This is a genomic window from Streptococcus hillyeri (assembly GCF_003686955.1).
In the GTDB taxonomy this organism is placed as follows: domain Bacteria; phylum Bacillota; class Bacilli; order Lactobacillales; family Streptococcaceae; genus Streptococcus; species Streptococcus hillyeri.
The window spans coordinates 20431-41324 of the sequence record NZ_RCVM01000011.1; the positions used below are offsets into that span (position 1 = coordinate 20431).

The window sequence follows — 20894 nt, forward strand, 5'->3', positions numbered from 1 at the left end:
TTATGTCAGATTATATTTTACCTGAAGTTTGGGAAGCCCCCCAACAAATGGGCGGGGCTTGGGGTGGTCTCAATCAACCAACTGCTGGAGCACGTTTTGAACAAACCTTACCAAAGGGGGATAAACCTTTCCAAGTCTATTCACTGGGAACACCAAATGGTATCAAGGTTACCATTATGCTAGAAGAATTAAAAGAGCTTGGACTTGCTGCTGATTATGACCTTTTCCGTATCAAAATCGGAGACGGTGATCAATTTGGATCTGATTTTGTCAGCATTAATCCTAACTCAAAAATTCCTGCTATGCTCGATTTATCAGGAGATGAGCCTGTCCGTGTCTTTGAATCTCCGTCTATCTTGCTTTACTTAGCTGACAAATTTGAACACTTTATTCCTAAAGATTTTACTAAACGTACAGAGGTGATGAATTGGCTCTTTTGGCAAACAGGCGCAGCACCTTTCTTAGGTGGTGGATTTGGACATTTCTTCCATTACGCTCCTGAGAAAATCGAATATGCTATCAACCGCTTTGCTATGGAAGCGAAGCGCCAATTGGACCTTTTGGATAAGGAATTAGCCACTAAAACTTATATCACTGGTGAGGAATACACTATTGCCGATATCGCTATCTGGTCTTGGTACGGTCGTCTCGCTCAGGATAAGGTCTGGGATCGTGCTGGTATTTTTCTTAACGTCAAAGAATACAAAAATCTGCAACGTTGGACAGACCTCATTGCTAATCGCCCTGCTGTTAAGCGTGGACTAGAAGCCACTTATCAAGAGATTGACGCATGAGTTGGCAAGTTAAAACCTTAGATGAATTGACTCCACGTCAACTACATGCTATCTATCAGACCAGAGTAGCGGTTTTTGTCGTTGAGCAAACCTGCCCCTATCCCGAAGTTGACGAGTACGACCTTAATGCCATGCATTTATTTCAGGAAGACAATTGCAGCATCAAAGCCTATTGTCGCCTCATTCCTACAGATAATACCATCAAACTCGGTCGTGTCCTAGTAACAGAGGCCTATCGTGGAACTGGATTAGGGAGAAAGTTAATTAATCAAGCCCTATCAACCTGCCAACAACACTTTCCTAATCAAACCATCTATGCTCAAGCTCAAGCACATCTTAAAGATTTTTACGCTTCCTTCGGATTTAAAGCCATCTCAAAAGAATATCTAGAAGATGGCATTCCACATGTCGATATGACTTTAACTGCTTAAAAAGGGGGCAATTCCTACAGCACAGAATTTGGTACTCGTATAATATGGTATAATAACTAAAAACAATCCAAGAGAGGTAACCATGACTTTTCATTCTATTCTTGATAAAATCAAGGCATACGACACCATCATTATCCACCGCCACCAAAGACCTGATCCTGATGCCATTGGTTCTCAAATTGGTTTGCGTGAGATCGTCCGCACTAATTTTCCAGAAAAAACAGTTCTAGCAACCGGCATCAACGAACCGACGCTGTCTTGGATTGCGGAGATGGATCAGGTCGCTGATAGTGACTATGAAAACGCCTTGGTTATCGTCACTGATACTGCTAACACACCTCGAATTGATGATGAGCGCTATCAGACTGGAGAATACCTGATTAAAATTGACCACCATCCAAACGATGATGCCTATGGAGACCTTATCCACGTTGATACGACTGCCTCATCTGCTAGTGAAATTATCACCGATTTTGCTCTGACTGTCGGTCTGAAACTTTCTGATTTTGCAGCAAGCGTCCTCTACAATGGGATTGTCGGTGATACTGGGCGATTTTTATACCCTGCGACAACTAGCAAAACCATGCAAATTGCTGCTAAGTTACGCGAATACGACTTTGATTTTTCAGCTATGGCCCGTCGAATGGATTCTTTCCCTATGAAAATTGCTAAGCTCCAAGGCTATATCTTTGATCATCTCGAGGTTGATGAAAATGGGGCTGCGCGTGTCATCTTGACCCAAAAAATGATGGCAGATTTTGACGTGACAGAAGCCGAAACCTCTGCCATCGTTGGAACGCCTGGAAAAATTGATAGTGTTGAAAGTTGGGCAATTTTCGTGGAACAAGCTGACGGCACCTACCGTGTTCGTCTCCGCAGTAAGTCAGCTATTATCAATGAGATCGCCAAACGCCATGATGGTGGCGGACATCCCCTTGCCAGCGGAGCCAATTCCTATAGCTTGGAAGAAAATGAACAAATTTACCAAGAAATTAAAGAATTATTAGCTAAATAACTTGTCAAGCTCTGCCATTTTTGATAAAATAACAGAGTTAATAATAACTATGGTACGTAAAGTACTATGGCAGAAAGGAACTCATTAACAATGAAAAAAGATATCCATCCAGAATACCGTCCAGTTGTTTTCCTTGATACAACTACTGGTTACCAATTCCTTAGCGGCTCAACAAAAGCTACTAAAGAAACTGTAGAATTTGAAGGTGAAACTTACCCACTTATCCGTGTGGAAATTTCATCAGATTCACACCCATTCTACACTGGTCGTCAAAAATTCACTCAAGCAGACGGACGCGTGGACAAATTCAACAAAAAATACGGTCTCAAAGACGCAAACGCAAAATAAGGTCGAGAAACCGCATTATAAAGCCATTCCTAGTTTTAGGAATGGTTTTTATTTTTAAAAAGGTAACGGAAAAGGTAACGATTTAGGGTTATGCCTCTAAAAATTTGATAAATTTTTCCGCAGTCTGCTCCTTGACGTTTTCGGTTACGTGGGCGTAAATATTCATAGTTGTTTTTATATCTTCATGCCCTACGCGCTCTTGAACTTCTTTTATAGTTGCCCCAGCTTCAAATAATAACGATATGTGAGTATGGCGAAAACCGTGAGGTTTGATATAAGGAAGGTTATACTTCTTCAGAATTTTCTTTAAGCGATAATTGATAAAGTCAAATCCTCTAGGTTTACCCGTTTCCGCTGGAAAGAGGATATCAGTATCTTTTAAACGGTTAGGAAAGTTAAAGAACTGCCTTTCTTGTCTCCATTTCTTTAATATTTGCACGGTGACGGTATCAAGGGCTAGGGTTCGCTTACTTTTCTTTGTCTTTGGGGTTTGGAAAATAACGGCATTGTTTTCGCCGTATGCTACTGTCTGATTGACTGATAGCTTGTTAGTAGTGAAATCTATATCTTTCCACCGTAACGCTAAAACCTCGCTCTTACGCATACCAGTATAAGCAAGTAGTCGGAAAACCGTTTTTAATTCTGCATTATCTTCCTTGTCAACACATTCAAGAAAGGTTAACAACTGCTCCCGATTATAAAAGTTCTCTAGCTTTTTTTCATCTTCATCTACTTCTGCGGATTTACGGGGCTTTATAATCTTTCTCATTGGGTTATCATTAACATAACCGAGACTAACCGCATAGTCTAGCACCGTCTTAGTCATGCCTATAAAGTTAGCATACTTCTTATATTTCTTAAACCATTCAAGCGCCTGTTTTTGGCACATTGGTAGGCTTATCTTATCAATATAGCACGCGCCAAATACTGGTATGATATGTAAATCAGCTTGCGCCTTTTGTCGGGCGTAGGTGCTTGGTTTTACGGTGTTTTTGTAATGTTCTAACCATAGGTTATAAACTTCTTGAAAAGTTATCTTTTCAGGCTTATTAAAATAGCCGTCAGTCTCTACCTTGATAAGTAACTGACTTTCTGCCAACTTAGCTTCATTGCGGGTTTTGAAGCCTTTCTTTTTAACCCGTTTGTCCTTTCCTGTGAGTGGGTCTTTTCCCACGTAAGCTATAAAATAGTATCTAGTAGTACCATCTTTTAACGTATAGAGTTTAATCATTAGTGTACTCCTTTTTCTTTAACTGCTTACCTCGCCTAGTTTAGAAAATAAAGAGTATTGACACGCTTGCGCGTGAATTACCGCGCGATTGTCAAGCGTAACTAGATTTGTTATACTGAAATAGCCCCTTTGGGATAGGAAGGGGGTGAATAGTCATGTTAGACGTATTCCTTACAGTATTTCTTGCGCCTTTGCTTGTTGCTATCCTAACGGCATTATTTGAGTATTGGCTCAACTCACGCAAGAAATGACCCTTAGGGCATAGCTAGAAATAGCTAAGAGCCAAAAAGAAAACCCTCAACGTTGCGACCGTTGGGGGCTTTTTTTGTGCCATGCTAGACACATTCCTTACTGTTAAGGGTATTATATCCCAAAACTGCCCCCAAAGTCAAGCGGTTTACTTGTCATCATTTTTTATTAGTTGTCATCAGTTATTTTTAGCTAACCGAGAGGCAGGCTTTTTTGATAATTAACAAATATACCACACGCCAACCTAGAAAGGTTGGCTTTTTAGTTGTCTGTGTTTCTGCTTGCTAGTTTTTTGATAAGGTCATAAGCTATCTCTCTATCTCGTTTATCAAGGGTTATATAGTCTATAAGAATATCACTAAAATTAGTACCTAGTTCTTTATCAGCAATCACTAGACGTAGGACTATTGAAAAATATCCCTCGTCTATATCTGATAACCCTTTTTTTAATCTATTAAATTTTATAGGGTCATCTATATAGCTTTCTAAAAATGTATAAGCTTGTTTAGCTTCTTCTTGCTTTTTGAGACTGACTTTATTTAATTCCTCTATATCTATTTCATTAAAAAAATCCGCAATAGTAAAATCAAACTCCAGATTGTTATCAGCAACAATTTTAATAAAATTGTCTCTTGTAATATCCAAATAATTATATAGCTTAGACGCTTCTTTAAACGGGATAAAATTTTTCTCATTTTCCCACGTTTCCAAAACTTCTTTAGGAAGTCCCAAAAGTACCGACAAGGTATCTATACTTAGATTAAAAAATTTTCGCGTCTTATCCAAAGTTAAAAATTTAGGTTCTGTCGCTTCATCTAAACCTAGTAAATACCCAACCGAAACACCGAAGAAATCGGCTAGAGCTTGGGCTTTTTCGGGTTTTATTTGACTTTCTCCATTTTCCCAGCGCGATACACTCATTTTAGTAGTATATAACTTATCAGCTAATTCTTTTTGAGTTAGTTTTTTCTCTCTCCGTAACTCTTTTAATCTATTCATGGTAAAACCACCTTTCAAAAGTGATTATATCACAAAATAACATAAACTGTTATTTTTTTGAAAAAAATACTTGCAGAGTAACGGAAAATGTTATATTATATCCTTGCGGTAACAAAAAATGTTACAAACCAACCGCCTTTCAATTCTATTCATGGTTGGCAATATCAAAACAAGGAGGTATTTAATGCTTATCACAGTTGAACACGCTGAGAAAGTTCGTATTAAACGTGGGCGCTTGGATTTAACTAAAGCTGAGACGGCTAAACGTATTCAAGTTACACCGAACACACTAAAAAAAATCGAGTTAGGAAACTATGACGCTCCTAAAGCGGTTTATGAAAAAGTGATGAACTTTTTACTAGAAGAATAGGAGGAACATACTATAGGACTACTAACCGCACTACTGCACTTGTTAACGTGGGCTTTTGCTACTGACTACCCCGAGGAGGAAGAAAGCTAATGCCTAGTATTGATAAAGATACCGTGATTTGTCAAAGTAAGGACGGGAACAACACACCTATCACCGCAGAAATGGCACTTAATGACGTTTTTCAAATCTTAGATGATATTGATACACTACTAACGTCAGCATTTGGCACAGACGGGCTATATAGAAAGCCTTTTGACACTAAGCTAGAAGTCCTTTATCAGATTTGGGCGCTACTTTCCGAAGCTTTGGAAGATAATAAATAAGGGTGTAACGACTACTTACACCCTAAATCCTACGGAGGGCGCAACCCCTTAAAACTACGAACCGACCAATAAAACCTTAAAACAATATGATTAAGTAAAACAACGGCTTACCTCGCCTAGTTTAGAAAATAACCACGCCGAGCGCGTGACAAAAAGGAAAACAACTATATGATTAACGAAACCGAACATACTTCAATGACTAAAAATGATTTTTTAGTGTTACGCACCGCAGACTTGAAAGAAAATGCTACTTTTAACGACCTAGCACTTAAAGTGGCACGTCTTGAGCTTTCTCTTATGGATTTACTAGATAGCACGCTAGACGCGGTAAAATACCCCGATATGGCGATTTTAAGCGTACCCGAGCATCTACCTAAGTTAGATAAAAAGGCGCTTGATTTACTGCTAAAATTGGACGAGGAGGGCGACTATATCGCTCTATGGGGATATCTGTCAGATGAAAAAAGCAGAGCTTAAACAACTTCTTCAACGTGCCAAGGAGGCGGACAAACTGCTTGACACCATAACCGACCAACTCGCCCACCTACAAAGCGAAACATTAGAAACAAGCCTAGCACAACCATTTGAAACGGTTAGCCGTTTTATATGGGGTGTCATCAAGTATTTAGAAAGAGAAATTGAGAAAACACATGACAACACCTAAAACTAACCCAACTTATCAAGAGTTTAAGAAATGGATAGACGAACGCGAGGCACTCGCTAGCGCCATGCAAGAAGTTAAAAATCCCGATGTTTTAGACGGCTTGCTAGAAAGCAACGCCCTTGCCTGGTATGACATTAAAACCATGCTAGAAGATTTTACCCTACACTACCAACCAAACGGCAAGCCCAAGCATAAAAAACGCAAGAACAAGGTAGGCAAGCGCCCCGACATGGTTTCTGTTTTAGTCAATCTGTTTAAAATTGATGAACTACTAGGAACGTTTGAAAGTCTTCAAGAAGATATCAAACCCAAATATCGCGAGGTTTACGGCAATGCTTGGATAGAGCTGGAAGAACTCACAGGCTCGCTAATTAGCCACTGTATGAACGTTATTACCCCTAGAGAAAGCCGACAAATTGACAAAATCCAAGAAAAAGAGGCAGAAAGCGAGGGAGACAATGGCTAAAACACCTTTTACACAAGAAATTTTATTACAAGTTTACAATGAAAACGGACTTATTTCTTTTGACTTGCTAATGGAAAAGCTGAACGGTTGGCGATTATCAGACATTAAAGAGCGACTTAATCAATGGCGTTTTAGAAATGTGATTAATTACACCGTTCAAGATGGCGAAATAACCGACTTTCAGCTTTTGAAAAACAAAGTTGAAAGCTCGCAAGAAGTAAGTGAGGGGCGCAAGTTAAAGCTAGAAGCGTATTTTAAGCAAGTTCTAGCTACCGCAGAAATCATCAGCAAAACCACCGCAAGCGACACCAACAGATTAAAGGCTATTCAGCTTCAACAACAAGCTATCAACGAAATACCAGACAAGTATTTCAAAGAATTTCATGAACTATACGCCTAGAGTACCTTAAATTATTAAATTTAGGGGGGAAAATCAGCGTTTTAAATTGATTTTAATATAAATCATCACCTAATACCTAAAACGGCGTATAAAGGATTTTAGAGGGCAAAAACAAAAGGAGGCTAAGAATGACCGTCGCACTACTCGGAGAGCAAGCAAGCGTAGAGCTAGTAAAAGGCACGCTAGACATTGCTAGAGAAATGGCACGCGCAGAGGTTGAAAAACAATTAAGAAAACCCCTACGGCAACAAGAACTACTAAAAGAATATCGGTTTGATATCCGTTACCTAAAATACCTAAAAGCCAACGGACTAAAGTCACGCAGGCAAGGGAAATCAGTGTATTATGACGTTCGAGACGTTGACGCCATTCTTGAAAAACTTAAAGAATAGCAACAAAAAAAGGCTTATAGAACCGACCAAAGTTTAAAGCCTTTCAGTAAATATGATTAAGCAAAAGCACACTTTAGAAAAAAACTAAGGGCTTTTACTATTGCTTAAATCATATCACACCTAAGCAATAGAGACAAGATATAAATGATTTTAGGTTAGGTTATCGCCATAGATAGCTAAACTATCTAAACCACTAGAATTAACTACACACTTGATAAGCTATTTATTTTAGCACAAATTTACACGACCATAGCAAAAAAAGCTAGTAAATTTAGGGCGGTTATCCGCTGAGGGATAGCTTAAGCAAGCAAACGGATATAGTAAAAATCTCGTATAGAAAAACCTAAAAAGGCAACTCTTTAAATCACGGATAAGCACGCGCACCAGCGCAGGCAATTACACAGGGAATAAAAAATAGAAAGGAAAGGCATGACAGAAATAAAATTACAATCAAAGCAATGGACTGACGAAGAACTAGAGCAGAGACTGGAAGAAATCAGACTAACACGACCTGAACTATTTCAGTTTATCAGTGATTTTATCGAACAAGTTTTAACACTTGAAGACATAGAGAAATTTTTAGAATTAAGTGACAAAGAAAAACGCCAATATATCAAGAATCATTTAGCAAAGAGAGGTGTAACATGCCGAACGAACTGAACTTAACACCAACACAAAGTATTATTTTAATCATCGTATGCTTGGTTATTCTCGTTTTATTATGGCACTATGACAAGCCTAGCGATGTTTCAGACACAAAGCCGACAGAAACACCAAAGGACTACGTAAAAGAGCGCTACGGGGCTTATATATGGCTTTCTAATAAACATTACAACTAAGGAGGGTTATTTTATGGAACTCCATGGAAATTATAAGCGCGTGCTTGACCTTTTAAGAATTGGAAGTGATAATGCCATGACATGTAAAGAGATATCTAGGTTATTGAATTTAACTCCCCGAACTGTTCGGGAATGTATTAGAAATTTAATTTTAAAATACAAAATCCCTATCATTGCTAAAAGAAAGGGTAACAATCGAGGTTATTTCATTCCTAGCAATGATAGTGAACTATTGCAAGGTATTATAACCCTAGAAAGTCAATTAACGGAGGAAGAAAAACGCCTGTCCATTTTGAATGAAATAGACTTACAAGCTTTTCTGAACAAATATAGAGGGTCTAAAAATGTATGAAATACTAGAAATCACAATCCATAAAAATCATTTAGCGCGCATTTCATTTCTTTCTGACAATCCTAGCAAGTGCTACTACAAAGATAATCATTTTAAACTGGTTTATTTCAAACCTATACACGTTTTTTTAACTCCTTTTTCTCACAGTGGGATAAATTTAGCTATCAGAGAGAAAGAAAGTAATGTTAAGGGGTGGGAGCTTGTTAGAATGAACGCGATTAACTTAGCAGATAATAAACTGATTGCTTTTCTCGAGGGGTTAGAACTCCAAGCACTAGCAAAACAAAAACAAGGGCGACCACTAACCCTTAATGACTGGTTGCTTGAAAAAGTCTGCTACGGGATTGATACAGAGGAGGACACAACTGCTTTTATTAAACTGCTTTATTTCAATGGTTACGACCCCTCGAACATTATAGAACTATTTGCAAAATTAGTGACAAGGACGGATTTAGCTTTACACTTTATCAATGAACTAAACAAAATCACAAAGGAGGGCGAAAGTGACACAACAACTATTAAGGAACGTCACACCGCTTGCGCGTGAGTTTAAGCAATCCTTCAAATTAAGCACTTTTAAAAATTGGCAAGAGAGAGTTAGAAGCTTTGTTGACAATAAACAATCTGAGCGATTAACACAACTTATCAAGGAAGGGTTAGAGGAAAAACAAGCACAAGCTGAACTTAAAAAACCTATACCACCTTTAACCGTTGCCCACTATATGGCGGAATTATTAACTATTTGCCGTATAGATAGCGACGAGGGAACAAAACCAGTCTATTACTACAATCCCGACCAAGGAATATATACCAATGATAGGGAATTTTTAAAAGATTTTGTGAGCGTTATAGAACCACGTCACAACGAGAAAAGGGCTAGTGATTGTATTTACCACTTAACCCGTAAAGCGCCACACAGAACACCCGAAGCCGACCCTTTTCTAGTAATTGTCGGCAATGGCATTTACAACCGTAAAACAAAGCAGTTAGAACCCTACACACCGTTAAAGGTATTCACACATAAAATAGCAACCAATTACAACCCAAACGCCAAAAGCCCTAAAATTAAAGGTTGGGAGTTTGATAGCTGGTTACTTGACTTATTTAACAACGATAAAGACTTATATACCCTTGCTTTACAACTTCTTGCAGCAGTCGTCAGAGGCGAAAGCCTCGCTAAAATGTTTTGGTTTGTCGGAGAGGGAGGCACAGGTAAAGGAACACTTCAAGAGCTCTTTATTAATCTTATCGGGCGTCAGAATATCGCTAGTATCAAAATAACCGACCTAGACGCAAATAACCGCTTCACACTAGCCCAAGCAGTAGGGAAACAAGCTATCATTGGGGACGACGTACAAGCTGGGGCGATTATCCGAGATACTTCAAAGTTGTTTAGTTTGGTTGGTGGTGATACCGTAACAGTAGAAAAGAAAGGTAAAGACGCTTATAGCACATTTATAAAAACGGTTGTCATTCAATCTACAAACGCTTTACCTAGAATAAAAGGCGATTATCACGCTATTAGGCGCAGAATGGTTATTCTACCATTTACAAAACGCTTTAAGCAAAAACCTAACCGAGCTATTAAAACCGACTATATCACGCGCAGAAACGTCCTAGAATATATTTTAAAGCGCGTGATAGACCTTAATTTTTCAGACTTCATAGAACCCAAAGCCTCGCTTAAGTTATTAGATGAATATCAAGAAACTATTGACCCTATTCTTGCTTTTAGTCAAGACTTATTTCAAGGTATTCATTCCACTTTTATCCCTAATGATTGGGTATGGTGGAATTTTCAAGGCTATACGGAACACTATAACCACCAACACGACTTTAATAGCCAAAGCTTTCACGGCTCTTTTACAAGATACTTGCCCGATGGTTGGGTAAAACTAAACTACCCTGTTACCTTGAGAGTAGGCGCAAATCTACCAGCAGGCTTTTACCCTAAAGAAGACCAGCCAAGCTATTTGCCACACTATGAACCACCAAAGAAAAAGAATCAACGAGGCTATAAAAAATTATAATTTTCTACTACTCCTACTACGCTTTCTACTACGACATTAGGGAATAAGTGTAGTAGATTAAATCCCACCACTTCACTACTCTACCTTATTCTACTACACCTACTACACTTAAATATATAAAGAATAATAAAAGAAAATAAGTAAAAGGTATAGTATATATATTTATAAAAAAATCAACGAGTTGCAAGAAAGTGTAGTAGGTGTAGTAGAATTGTGAAACTCCTTGCGCCCCAAGGGTTTTCGTTACTACTCTTATTTTTCTTAAGTGAAGTAAGGTGAAGTAGAGAGTAGTAGAATTAACCACAAAGGAGGCGACTTGATAAACCATCAAACCAATATAGACCATTTTAGAATACGCAGTTACGGCAAGTATAAAGGGCTTACCGAAGCGGAGGCGAAACGTAAGCAATGGGTAGAGAACGACCGCAAACGAGAGGAAAGGCTACTTAGTTTAGAAAATTGCTCTGAAAATCAGCCACCCTCAGAGCGCGTGAATACGATAGATAAGGAGGTATAGCTTATCAATTTAGTTGAACCATTAAGGGATAAAGACGATATCCAAGCCATGAAAGACTATTTAAGGGCATGGAGTGAACGCAACTACATGATTTTCCTTGTTGGCATTAACACAGGTTATCGCATAAGCGACATTTTAAAACTCAGAGTTAAGGACGTGCAAGGCTGGCATATCCGAGTTAAAGAACAAAAAACAGGCAAGACTAAAAGTATTAAAATGACTAGAAAACTCAAGAATGAGTTAAGGGAATATATCAAAGATAAGCCACTTCATCATTATCTATTTCAAAGCCGTAACGGAATAAATAAACCGCTAGACCGCAGAACAGTCTACTGGATATTGAAAACGGCTGGGGAAGATTTAGGAATAGCCAACATAGGCACGCACACCATGAGGAAAACTTTTGGTTATTGGTATTATAAGAAATACAAGAACGTTGCCGATTTAATGACAATCTTTAATCATTCTAGCCCAGCCATCACTCTTATTTACATAGGTGTAAGGCAAGATGATTTAGATAGTAAGATGAGTAATTTTGATATTTAAAAGCCATTTTAGATATTTAATTAGACATATTGAAGCAAACGCTAGAAAGTTTATTAGAAATCGTGTAACCCCTTGATATCGTTAGAGTTAGAGGGTGAAACATAATTAGACAGAATATAAGATATGACTAATTAAGTGAACGCCATTTTATTGATTTTTACAATCATTTCAGCAAAGAATAAACTCAAGTCCTTGTAACTATGTTATAAGGGCTTTGGTTGTTGTTAGCAGATTATAGACAATAGGGGGGTGACAACCTAGCACATACACGCGCCGAACTTCACGCCGTCATTCTACAAATTTTTTCGCGCAACAAAAAGGAATTTTAAAGTTATAGAGTAACTACCCCACCTAAAAAAAATCGCTTCAAAATAGCGACATGGAAACCGGTGGTAAGGGGTAACTAGACAAAAATGTAATTTTATTTTTCAAGGGGTGGGGGTACTTCTTTAAAAAAATCATTTAAAAATGTTTTCAACTATACTTTATTTTCTACAATCCCCCCGATTTAATTAAACGCCTACCTAGGTATAATAACGGTGTCAATCCCTTTGCGTATCTCTCCCCCAAAAATAACTAAAATTGATACAAGAAAATAGCAATTTTTCCTAAACCTTACCAAGCTAAAAAGCTCCCCCCATTCCTTTGAAAACTAAGCCTATACGCGGGAACCGGTGAAGGGAACTTTTTCCAAGTCGAGCATATCTAGATAAAAAGGGGGTAAAAACTTGTTGATAATTTTCAAACTTGAATAATGCTTATGTTATAATAAACTAACGGAGGCAGGACATGACCTATAATCAAAACTATTTAGATGATATACTGGTAAGAATGGCTTACCATTCTAGCGGTATCGAGGGCAATACAATCACTTTACCCGAGACCGTTAGTATTATATTAGAGAACACACTACCAACAAATCGCAAAAGTATCCGTGAATTTTATGAAATTGAAAATCACAAACAGGCTTTTAATTATCTACTTGATTTACTGGCAGAGGATAAACCCTTTAATTTGGGGCAAATCCAAGATATGCACACGCTTTTACTTGACCGACTACAACACGACCGAGGACAATTCAAAAAGCAACAAAACGCCATTATAGGAGCAGAGTTCAAGACCGCAAGCCCCGAAGAAACCCCGTTACTCATGAGGCAATGGGCGGACAATACCGCTTATAGGCTTGACATAGCCCTTACTGAAAAGGATATATTAGACGTTTTGGCTGATACTCATATTCAGCTGGAACGCATTCACCCTTTTTCAGATGGTAATGGGCGCACAGGACGGCTTGCGCTTATGTATCTTGCCATGAAGTACCTAAAAAGCCCCGTGATTATCTCTAAAGACTACAGGGCGGAATATATGGAACATTTAGCAAACCAAGACACCAAGAAACTTTCTGAAATGCTACAACAGTCTTTAAATTATGAACGAGAGCGCGTGACGCAATTCTAATCAACAATCTAAAATTACTGTTTATGCAATATTTTTATAATTATTCCATTGGTTTTTATTTTCTAAACTAGGCGGGTAAGCTATTCTAGTGTAACGTTTTTGGTAACGACTGATGAAAGGTCATGAAAAACGTTGATTTAGTTTAATGTTTTAATTTCTATTATAATAGTGCGCTTGTATTATATAGATTAATGATGATAATTTATAAAATATTAAATACGGTCTCAAAGACGCAAACGCTGCGAAATAAGATTAGTAGCCTTTCCGATTGGGAAAGGTTTTTCTTTTGCTTTTTATTTGACAACGTTTTCATTTAGTAGTAAAATGATGTCATCAAACTATCGGAGGAACGGAGCCATGATCAACTAAGAACATGTTATTGATAAACCTTATCAAGATGTGTTTTTAGTGTGCTCTTTTTCTATTTTCTTTTAGGATGTTACCCGATAGATGCTTCGTTTTAGAAACGATTTCTTTGTTGTTTTTTTAGTTGTCACAAGCTACGCAGCAAGGCGTTCTAGGATACTATTGGTATTACTGAAAGTGAACACACTCTCAACTTGGTAAGGTTGGGAGTTTTTGTCGTCCTCCCACAAGTGACGATTAGAAAGGAAAACCACATGACAACAACCACTACTACTCACAATACCATTCTTAATCAAATCAAAGAAAAGCAAACAGCTCACAAACATGATTTCCACAGCAATAAGTCTCTACATCATGCAACGAAGGCTCAAAGAGCAGGTGGCTATCACAATCGTGGCAATCGTTAACAGAAAGAGGTAACGCCTATTTTACAACTCCAAAATCTAACCATCACCCATCAAAAGGACCTCTCTACTCTCCTTAATGACTTATCGCTTGTCGTCAATCCTGGTGACAAATTGGCCATTATCGGAGAGGAAGGAACGGGTAAATCAACCTTGATGCAGGTTCTCTATCAGCCAGAACTCGTCTCACCCTACGCTTCCATAGACGGACATATCATCAACCACTTTCACTGCCCTGCCTATCTCCCACAGAGCCTGCCTCAAGAAAAGCTTGAGCTTACCGTAACAGATTTTCTTTACCAAGGTGCCGACTTTGATCGCCTTGATTTTAATCGCCTCTATCAATTAGCTGACGAACTTGATTTTCCTTTGGCTGATTTTGAAGAAAAAGGGCAGAGCGTAAAAAGCTTATCTGGTGGAGAAAAACTAAAACTCCAACTGATTAGACTGCTCAGCTATGAACCAGACCTCATTCTTCTTGACGAACCCTCAAATGATTTGGACTTGGAAACCCTGCAATGGCTCGAATCCTTTATCAGACGTAGCCCAGAAACGATCATCTTCATCTCTCATGATGAGCAGTTTTTGGAGGCTACCGCGACAGCTATTTTACACTTAGAACTCGTCAAAAAACGAACCCAAGCCAAGGCAACTTATCAACCAATGACCTATAAGGAATATCAGATATGGCGCAAGGAGACCTATGAGAAACAATTACAACTTGCTAATAAGGAGAGGGAGGAGCATGCTGACAGACTGGCTAGGATTCATCGCCTCCACCAGAGTGTTGAGCATCAATTAAGGAATACCAAAAATGATGTGGCTGGTCGGCTTCTGGCTAAAAAATTCAAAAATATCAAATCTCAAGAAAAACGCTATGATAAAGAAGCTGCAGCCTTCACCGCCATTCCCGACAATGACGATATCATCAACCTCTTCTTTTCAGGGATCACACCGCTTCCTTCCAGAAAAACCTTACTCAACTGGGAGAATGACGTTTTAGAGACAGGTCAAGTGATTGACATCCGCATTTTAGGTCAAGACAAACTGGTCTTTACGGGGAAAAATGTGATTGGTAAAACACGTCTGCTCAAGAAAATTCATACGCATTTGTCAGCGCAAGCTGATATCAAACTAGGTTACATGCCTCAGACCTATGAGGAAAGTATGGACAATCAGATGACTGCGCTAGCTTTTCTCAGCGAAACAGCGACCGCGCAAGAGAGTCGTACTTTACTTGCAAGCCTTAAATTTACTCGTGAAGAAGTCACTCATCCGATGGGACAGCTATCTGGCGGCCAAAAAGCCAAACTTTTCTTTGCCAAAATGGTGCTAGAGAAAGCCAATGTTCTTCTTCTAGATGAACCAACTCGAAATTTTTCGCCAACCTCGCAACCTGAAATCAGAAAGTTATTGCAAAACTTCCCAGGAGCCATCATCAGCGTGTCACACGACCGAAAATTCATTGCGGAAGTGGCTGAAATACGATATGAATTAACAGCTGAAAATCTTGTTAAACACTAAAAAGAGCAGGCCACACTAGGCTTGCTCTTCTGTGTTTTCTTTGGCTAGTTTTTCGCGTTCCAAGCGGAGTTTACGGTTGGGATTGAGGAGGGTAAAGAGTTCCTCTAATTTTTCTTTATTCCAAACATCAGCCGCTGAAACAAAGTTGCCATCTTTATCTTTAAAAGATATCGGTTTATCTCCCATGAACTTGCCTCCTGTTTTATTTCCTAAAAATCTCATAATAGTGACTGTCGAACGTTCCAGCATTACAAGTACAACCATCTGGAACGATTTTAAAAAGCGTCATCCCCAAGTGCTTCATGACCTTTCCTGAAGCAGGATTTTCCTTAGCATGATAGGCAATAATTCGGTTAACATGGACTTCATTGAATAAGAAGTGAATAATTTCTTGCAAGGCTTCCGTCATCAACCCTTGATTCCACCATTTTTTCCCTATTTCATAGGTAATTTCAAGTTCTGAAGATTCTTCGTTGAGAGTGATGACAAATACTCGACCAATTGGTTGAAGCGTTGATTTCAAGACAATAGCCCAATTATAACGATTGGAATTGGCATACAAACCCATCCACCAATGTGTAAATAATCCATTTTTCACGACAAGGTCTTCAACAGTCGTCATCTCATCATAACTGGTCCATTTCCACACGTCAAAGTCAGACCAACAATGATGAAACATAGCTTCAGCATCTTCTAACTGAAATCGCCTTAGAATAAGGCGATTTGTTTCAAGCTGAATTGTTCCTTTATGATCCATAGCTCAACTCCAAATATTTTTGAAATGCACAGCCAACCCCCTCCACTGTCCATCACTCGCTTGTTATTTCTCTGCTTGTTACCTACGACACGGAGGAAAAACAGTCGATATTACCGTTTCTCCGCAGTTAGTAACTTCATCATCGCTCCTTTCCAATTTCTAAGGAGCGACCTAAAGTTTGCCACTGGCAAACTTTAGTCCACAAACTCAAATTCAAAGTTTCCGATGCGGACGATATCACCGTCTTTGGCGCCACGTTCGCGGAGGGCTTCGTCAACTCCCATACCACGCAACTGACGGGCAAATTTCATGATAGACTCGTCACGTTCCATATTGGTCATGACAAAGAGACGTTCTAATTTCTCACCATAAAGTACCCAAGCAGCATCATCGTCACGCGTGATTTCAAATGGACGTTCATCCGCATTGAAGCCATAGTAAACTTCATCGTCTTGCATGTCTTCTTCGGTGTAAAGTAGGAATTCATCTGTCTGATCAAGCAGCTCTGCTGTTGCTTCCAAGAGATTATCCAAACCTTGATGCGCCAAACTTGAGATTGGAAAAATCATTGGCAACTCATCAAATTCATCATAGTTAGCTGCTAATTTTTCCTTGAAAATCTTCAAATTCTCTTCTGCTTCTGGCATGTCCATTTTATTGGCAACAATAATCTGCGGACGCTCCATCAAGCGCAAGTTGTAAGTTTCAAGCTCCGTATTGATTTGCACATAGTCCTCATAAGGATCACGACCTTCACTCGCTGACATGTCAATGACATGCAAGATGACACGCGTGCGCTCAATGTGACGAAGGAACTGAGTCCCCAGACCAACACCTTGAGAAGCCCCTTCAATCAAGCCTGGAAGGTCTGCCATCGCAAAGCTTTCACCAGACTTGGTACGCACCATACCAAGGTTAGGCACAATCGTTGTAAAGTGATAAGCACCAATTTTTGGTTTGGCTGCCGATACCACACTAAGAATGGTTGATTTACCAACTGATGGGAAACCAACTAAACCAACGTCCGCGAGGATTTTTAATTCTAATTCAAGCTGACGCTCTTCACCTGGCTCCCCATTTTCCGCAATCTCAGGTGCAGGATTACGAGGTGTCGCAAAACGGATATTCCCACGGCCACCACGACCACCACGCGCAATAATAAACTCTTGACCATTCTCTACCAAGTCAGTTAGCACTTTACCGGTCTCAGCATCACGAACAGTTGTCCCTTGAGGAACTGAGACAATAAGGTCTTTAGCACCTTTTCCGTGCATCCCTTTGGTCATCCCTTTTTCACCATCTTGGGCCTTAAATTTACGGTTGTAACGGAAGTCCATAAGGGTGCGCAACCCTTCATCCACTTTAAAGATAACTGAGCCACCTTTTCCGCCATCTCCGCCCCATGGTCCACCATCTGGCACATACTTTTCACGGCGGAACGCCACCATACCATCACCACCACGACCAGCCTTTACACTAATCTTAGCAGTATCCAAAAACATTGACATAAATTCGATACAGAGGGCGCCCAAATCAGATAGAAAAATAGGAAACCAACGATGAGTGCTTGCACACAAGTTGGTTTATCTTTTTTCCGAGGATTTAGCCCGAGTTCAGTTTAGTACAATACCTAACCGAAGTCCCCTCTTTCCTTTCTCTTTTTAACTAAATAGAATAGCTTCATCCAGACCTTAGTCCTTCACGACTATCTCTTGTTCTTTTTTATTGATAAAAAGCAGAGCTCTTGCCCTGCCAATTGTAAATGAATTCCACCTTACATCAAGACGTTGATGGCACTAAAGACCACACCGCCAAGCGTAATTAAAATCATAAAGATGACTACAATTTGCACTAAAATTTCAAAAGGTGTTTTTTTACGATTGCCATTATCACCAAAAGCCATGATTATTCCTCTTCTTTGCTTAATTCCTATCTATATTACCATGAAATGAGGGATTTCGCAAACAATAGTAAAGATTTTTCATTGAGAAATTTAGAAGAATATGCTATATTTAAAAGCGACTTTTAGAAAATAGGAGAAGGTTATGACATTACCTAATTTTGAAGAAAACTTAAAAAAATATGCCGACTTGCTTATTGTTAAAGGACTTGGTGTCAAAAAAGGCCATACTGTTATTATGACTGTTGATGTGGAGCAATCACAATTCGCCCGCCTTTTAGTAAAATCAGCTTACGCACACGGTGCTGCTGAGGTTGTTCTTGACTATGCTGATGACCAAATCACGCGCGAAAGACTCCTACACGCTGACGAAGATCGCATCACAACTGTTGCTGATTATGTGGTTGCTAAATCAAATCATTTCCTAGAGAAAAAAGCAAGCCGTCTCTTTGTTCGCTCATCTGATCCAAATGTCTTCGCTGGTGTTGACCAAGATCGTTTATCAAAAACACAACAAGCTTTGTCAATCGCACTTGCGAAACAACGCGAAGCTACTCAAGCCAATAAAGTGAGCTGGAACTTGGCCGCAGCTGCTGGTAAAGAATGGGCTGCTCTTGTTTTCCCTGACCTTGCTACCGAAGAAGAGCAAGTTGATGCGCTATGGGATACCATTTTCAAATTGAACCGTGTTTACGAAGAAGACCCAATCAAGGCATGGGATGAGCACCAAGCTAACTTGGTTGCAAAAGCTGAGCTTCTTAACAAGTACCAGTTTGATGCTCTGCATTACACTGCACCAGGAACAGACTTGACACTTGGAATGCCTAAAAAACATGTTTGGGAAGCCGCTGGTTCTGTTAACGCTCAAGGTGATGAGTTCATTGCCAATATGCCAACAGAAGAGGTCTTCTCAGCTCCTGACTTCCGTCGTGCAGAAGGATATGTCTCATCTACCAAACCACTCAGCTATGCTGGAACAATTATCGAAGGCATGAAATTCACCTTCAAAAATGGTCAAATCACAGAAGTAACCGCTGAAAAAGGCGAAGCTACTATCAAGAAATTGGTTGAAGAAAGTAAAGGTGCACGTGCGCTTGGTGAAGTTGCCCTCGTCCCACACAAAACACCAATTTCACTATCAGGTTTAACCTTCTTCAATACCCTATTTGACGAAAATGCTTCAAACCACTTGGCAATCGGTCAAGCTTACGCTTTCTCAATTGAAGGTGGAACTGAAATGACTCAAGAAGAACTTGAAGCTGCTGGACTTAACCGTTCAACGGCACACGTTGACTTTATGATTGGTTCAGAGCATATGGATGTCGATGGTATCACTGCCGATGGACAAATCGTTCCTATCTTCCGTGGTGGAGAATGGGCAGACTCATTCAAATAATCACTTGAAATCAAAAACGCTAGCTCCTGCTGGCGTTTTTTTGATTTCAAAAAAAGACAAACCGAACAGGCTTGCCTTATAAATCAGCTTTCTTATCTATCGAACCACTTCATTAGAGAATATTGTCGTAATCTTCGCGAACCTCTTTTGGCCAAACGCTTGACTGCACTTCTCCGATGTGTTTTTTACGGAGCAAGAACATGACAAGTCGTGATTGCCCAATACCACCACCAATGGTTAATGGGAAAAGACCGTTTAGAAGAGCTTTATGCCATTCTAATTCAAGACGATCTTCATCGCCTGTGATTTTGACTTGACGTTTCAAGGCATCTTCGTCAACACGAATTCCCATTGAAGACAATTCAAAGGCTGTTCCAAGTTGATCATTCCAAACAAGAATATCACCATTCAGCCCCTTGTAGCCACGCTCTGAATGACTGGTCCAGTCATCATAGTCAGGAGCACGCCCATCATGAGGTTTACCATCTGGTAACACACCGCCAATTCCAATTAAGAAAACGGAACCATATTCTTTACATACTGCATTTTCACGTTCTTTTGGCGTTAGATCTGGGTAACGTTCTACCAATTCTTCTGTATGGATAAAGGTGATTTGTTTAGGTAAAATGGATTCAATATCATAGCGAGCTTCAACCGCAAGTTCCGTCAGACGAATCGCTTTATAAACTTTTTCAACAGTTTCTTTCAAGTAAGCAATGTTACGGTGCCCATCAGGAATAACCTTCTCCCAGTCCCACTGATCCACATAAACAGAGTGAGTTGGGTCGAGAGAATCCTCATCTGGACGCAGAGCCTTCATGTGAACAAAAAGTCCTTCTCCCTCATTAAAGCCAAAACGTGCCAGCGTATGACGTTTCCATTTTGCCAATGAGTGCACAACCTCGAAGGTGTGCTCAGGGATTAATTTGACCTTAACCGATACAGGATTTTCAACACCCGACAAATTATCCTGCATACCATCACCCACTTGGCTCAAAATTGGTCCTTGGACTTCAACAACTTCTAATTTATCTTTCAAATACTGGGTAAAGGTATTTTTAACAAACGAAATTTCTTCCTGCTGATGGATAAAACTTTTCTTCATCAGAACTCCTCGCTTCAT

28 protein-coding genes are annotated in these 20894 nt (G+C 39.5%); 21 read left to right on the forward strand and 7 right to left on the reverse strand.

Annotation, left to right across the window (positions count from 1 at the left end):
* Positions 1-2: 2 nt before the first annotated feature.
* The 4 genes from yghU to EAF07_RS06310 all read left to right on the forward strand — a co-directional run bounded on the left by yghU (position 3) and on the right by EAF07_RS06310 (position 2588).
* Positions 3-794: a glutathione-dependent disulfide-bond oxidoreductase gene (yghU, locus tag EAF07_RS06295; RefSeq protein WP_121835746.1), complete on the forward strand. Its 792-nt coding sequence runs from the start codon at positions 3-5 to the stop codon at positions 792-794.
* Entirely contained in the window at positions 791-1225 is a 435-nt protein-coding gene (locus EAF07_RS06300) for a GNAT family N-acetyltransferase (RefSeq protein WP_121835747.1), read from the forward strand. The genes yghU and EAF07_RS06300 overlap by 4 nt, the downstream gene beginning before the upstream one ends.
* A gap of 82 nt (positions 1226-1307) precedes the next feature.
* Complete coding sequence (locus tag EAF07_RS06305; RefSeq protein ID WP_121835748.1) at positions 1308-2240, forward strand: DHH family phosphoesterase; 933 nt, start codon at positions 1308-1310, stop codon at positions 2238-2240.
* Positions 2241-2330: 90 nt separating this feature from the next.
* On the forward strand, positions 2331-2588 hold the full coding sequence (locus EAF07_RS06310; RefSeq protein ID WP_121835749.1) for a type B 50S ribosomal protein L31: 258 nt from the start codon (positions 2331-2333) through the stop codon (positions 2586-2588).
* Between the two features lie 88 nt (positions 2589-2676).
* Here EAF07_RS06310 and EAF07_RS06315 read toward each other — a convergent pair whose 3' ends face one another.
* Together EAF07_RS06315 and EAF07_RS06320 are read right to left on the reverse strand one after the other, a co-directional pair.
* Positions 2677-3819 carry a site-specific integrase gene (locus tag EAF07_RS06315; RefSeq protein ID WP_121835750.1) on the reverse strand — a complete coding sequence of 381 codons (1143 nt, stop codon included), beginning with the start codon at positions 3817-3819 and terminating at the stop codon, positions 2677-2679.
* A 510-nt stretch (positions 3820-4329) separates the two neighbouring features.
* Entirely contained in the window at positions 4330-5067 is a 738-nt protein-coding gene (locus EAF07_RS06320; protein ID WP_121835751.1) for a helix-turn-helix domain-containing protein, read from the reverse strand.
* A gap of 184 nt (positions 5068-5251) precedes the next feature.
* Between EAF07_RS06320 and EAF07_RS06325 the strand changes: the two genes are divergently transcribed.
* The 16 genes from EAF07_RS06325 (at position 5252) to EAF07_RS06400 (ending at position 15718) form a co-directional block, all read left to right on the forward strand.
* Complete coding sequence (locus EAF07_RS06325) at positions 5252-5437, forward strand: helix-turn-helix domain-containing protein (RefSeq protein WP_121835752.1); 186 nt, start codon at positions 5252-5254, stop codon at positions 5435-5437.
* Between the two features lie 89 nt (positions 5438-5526).
* Positions 5527-5760, forward strand: a complete 234-nt coding sequence (locus tag EAF07_RS06330; RefSeq protein ID WP_121835753.1) for a hypothetical protein — start codon at positions 5527-5529, stop codon at positions 5758-5760.
* Between the two features lie 168 nt (positions 5761-5928).
* Positions 5929-6237, forward strand: coding sequence for a hypothetical protein (locus EAF07_RS06335; RefSeq protein WP_121835754.1), 309 nt, complete (start codon positions 5929-5931; stop codon positions 6235-6237).
* Positions 6218-6424, forward strand: coding sequence for a hypothetical protein (locus EAF07_RS06340; RefSeq protein WP_121835755.1), 207 nt, complete (start codon positions 6218-6220; stop codon positions 6422-6424). The genes EAF07_RS06335 and EAF07_RS06340 overlap by 20 nt, the downstream gene beginning before the upstream one ends.
* Positions 6411-6890 carry a hypothetical protein gene (locus tag EAF07_RS10785; protein WP_245962708.1) on the forward strand — a complete coding sequence of 160 codons (480 nt, stop codon included), beginning with the start codon at positions 6411-6413 and terminating at the stop codon, positions 6888-6890. The genes EAF07_RS06340 and EAF07_RS10785 overlap by 14 nt, the downstream gene beginning before the upstream one ends.
* The gene (locus EAF07_RS06350) at positions 6883-7290 is read left to right on the forward strand and encodes a hypothetical protein (protein ID WP_121835756.1); all 408 of its coding nucleotides are present in this window, start codon (positions 6883-6885) and stop codon (positions 7288-7290) included. The genes EAF07_RS10785 and EAF07_RS06350 overlap by 8 nt, the downstream gene beginning before the upstream one ends.
* Positions 7291-7418: 128 nt before the next feature.
* Entirely contained in the window at positions 7419-7682 is a 264-nt protein-coding gene (locus EAF07_RS06355) for a hypothetical protein (protein ID WP_121835757.1), read from the forward strand.
* 429 nt (positions 7683-8111) lie between these two features.
* The gene (locus EAF07_RS06360) at positions 8112-8342 is read left to right on the forward strand and encodes a hypothetical protein (protein WP_121835758.1); all 231 of its coding nucleotides are present in this window, start codon (positions 8112-8114) and stop codon (positions 8340-8342) included.
* A complete protein-coding gene (locus tag EAF07_RS06365) occupies positions 8327-8521 on the forward strand; it encodes a hypothetical protein (RefSeq protein WP_121835759.1) in 195 nt (64 codons plus the stop codon). Before EAF07_RS06360 ends, EAF07_RS06365 begins: the two co-directional genes overlap by 16 nt.
* Positions 8522-8534: 13 nt before the next feature.
* Positions 8535-8873: a helix-turn-helix domain-containing protein gene (locus tag EAF07_RS06370; RefSeq protein ID WP_121835760.1), complete on the forward strand. Its 339-nt coding sequence runs from the start codon at positions 8535-8537 to the stop codon at positions 8871-8873.
* A gap of 208 nt (positions 8874-9081) precedes the next feature.
* A complete protein-coding gene (locus tag EAF07_RS10540; protein WP_142925595.1) occupies positions 9082-9420 on the forward strand; it encodes a hypothetical protein in 339 nt (112 codons plus the stop codon).
* Complete coding sequence (locus tag EAF07_RS06380; RefSeq protein ID WP_121835762.1) at positions 9377-10903, forward strand: DNA primase family protein; 1527 nt, start codon at positions 9377-9379, stop codon at positions 10901-10903. Before EAF07_RS10540 ends, EAF07_RS06380 begins: the two co-directional genes overlap by 44 nt.
* Before the next feature lie 520 nt (positions 10904-11423).
* Complete coding sequence (locus tag EAF07_RS06390; protein ID WP_121835764.1) at positions 11424-11966, forward strand: site-specific integrase; 543 nt, start codon at positions 11424-11426, stop codon at positions 11964-11966.
* A 789-nt stretch (positions 11967-12755) separates the two neighbouring features.
* Positions 12756-13424 carry a Fic family protein gene (locus EAF07_RS06395; protein WP_121835765.1) on the forward strand — a complete coding sequence of 223 codons (669 nt, stop codon included), beginning with the start codon at positions 12756-12758 and terminating at the stop codon, positions 13422-13424.
* A gap of 620 nt (positions 13425-14044) precedes the next feature.
* Positions 14045-14197 carry a hypothetical protein gene (locus tag EAF07_RS10635; RefSeq protein ID WP_183121669.1) on the forward strand — a complete coding sequence of 51 codons (153 nt, stop codon included), beginning with the start codon at positions 14045-14047 and terminating at the stop codon, positions 14195-14197.
* Positions 14198-14215: 18 nt separating this feature from the next.
* On the forward strand, positions 14216-15718 hold the full coding sequence (locus EAF07_RS06400; RefSeq protein WP_121835766.1) for an ATP-binding cassette domain-containing protein: 1503 nt from the start codon (positions 14216-14218) through the stop codon (positions 15716-15718).
* A 15-nt stretch (positions 15719-15733) separates the two neighbouring features.
* Here the strand turns inward: EAF07_RS06400 and EAF07_RS06405 are convergent, their stop codons facing one another.
* From EAF07_RS06405 to EAF07_RS06420, 4 genes are all read right to left on the reverse strand, one after another.
* On the reverse strand, positions 15734-15904 hold the full coding sequence (locus EAF07_RS06405; protein ID WP_121835767.1) for a hypothetical protein: 171 nt from the start codon (positions 15902-15904) through the stop codon (positions 15734-15736).
* Positions 15905-15920: 16 nt separating this feature from the next.
* Positions 15921-16475 carry a GNAT family N-acetyltransferase gene (locus EAF07_RS06410; protein ID WP_121835768.1) on the reverse strand — a complete coding sequence of 185 codons (555 nt, stop codon included), beginning with the start codon at positions 16473-16475 and terminating at the stop codon, positions 15921-15923.
* A 194-nt stretch (positions 16476-16669) separates the two neighbouring features.
* The gene (obgE, locus tag EAF07_RS06415; protein ID WP_121835769.1) at positions 16670-17983 is read right to left on the reverse strand and encodes a GTPase ObgE; all 1314 of its coding nucleotides are present in this window, start codon (positions 17981-17983) and stop codon (positions 16670-16672) included.
* 266 nt (positions 17984-18249) lie between these two features.
* Positions 18250-18378, reverse strand: coding sequence for a DUF4044 domain-containing protein (locus tag EAF07_RS06420; RefSeq protein ID WP_083959937.1), 129 nt, complete (start codon positions 18376-18378; stop codon positions 18250-18252).
* 142 nt (positions 18379-18520) lie between these two features.
* Between EAF07_RS06420 and EAF07_RS06425 the strand changes: the two genes are divergently transcribed.
* Positions 18521-19771, forward strand: coding sequence for an aminopeptidase (locus EAF07_RS06425; protein ID WP_121835770.1), 1251 nt, complete (start codon positions 18521-18523; stop codon positions 19769-19771).
* A 112-nt stretch (positions 19772-19883) separates the two neighbouring features.
* On the opposite strand, the gene asnA is transcribed toward EAF07_RS06425, so the two are convergent.
* On the reverse strand, positions 19884-20876 hold the full coding sequence (gene asnA / locus EAF07_RS06430; RefSeq protein WP_121835771.1) for an aspartate--ammonia ligase: 993 nt from the start codon (positions 20874-20876) through the stop codon (positions 19884-19886).
* Positions 20877-20894 lie beyond the last annotated feature (18 nt).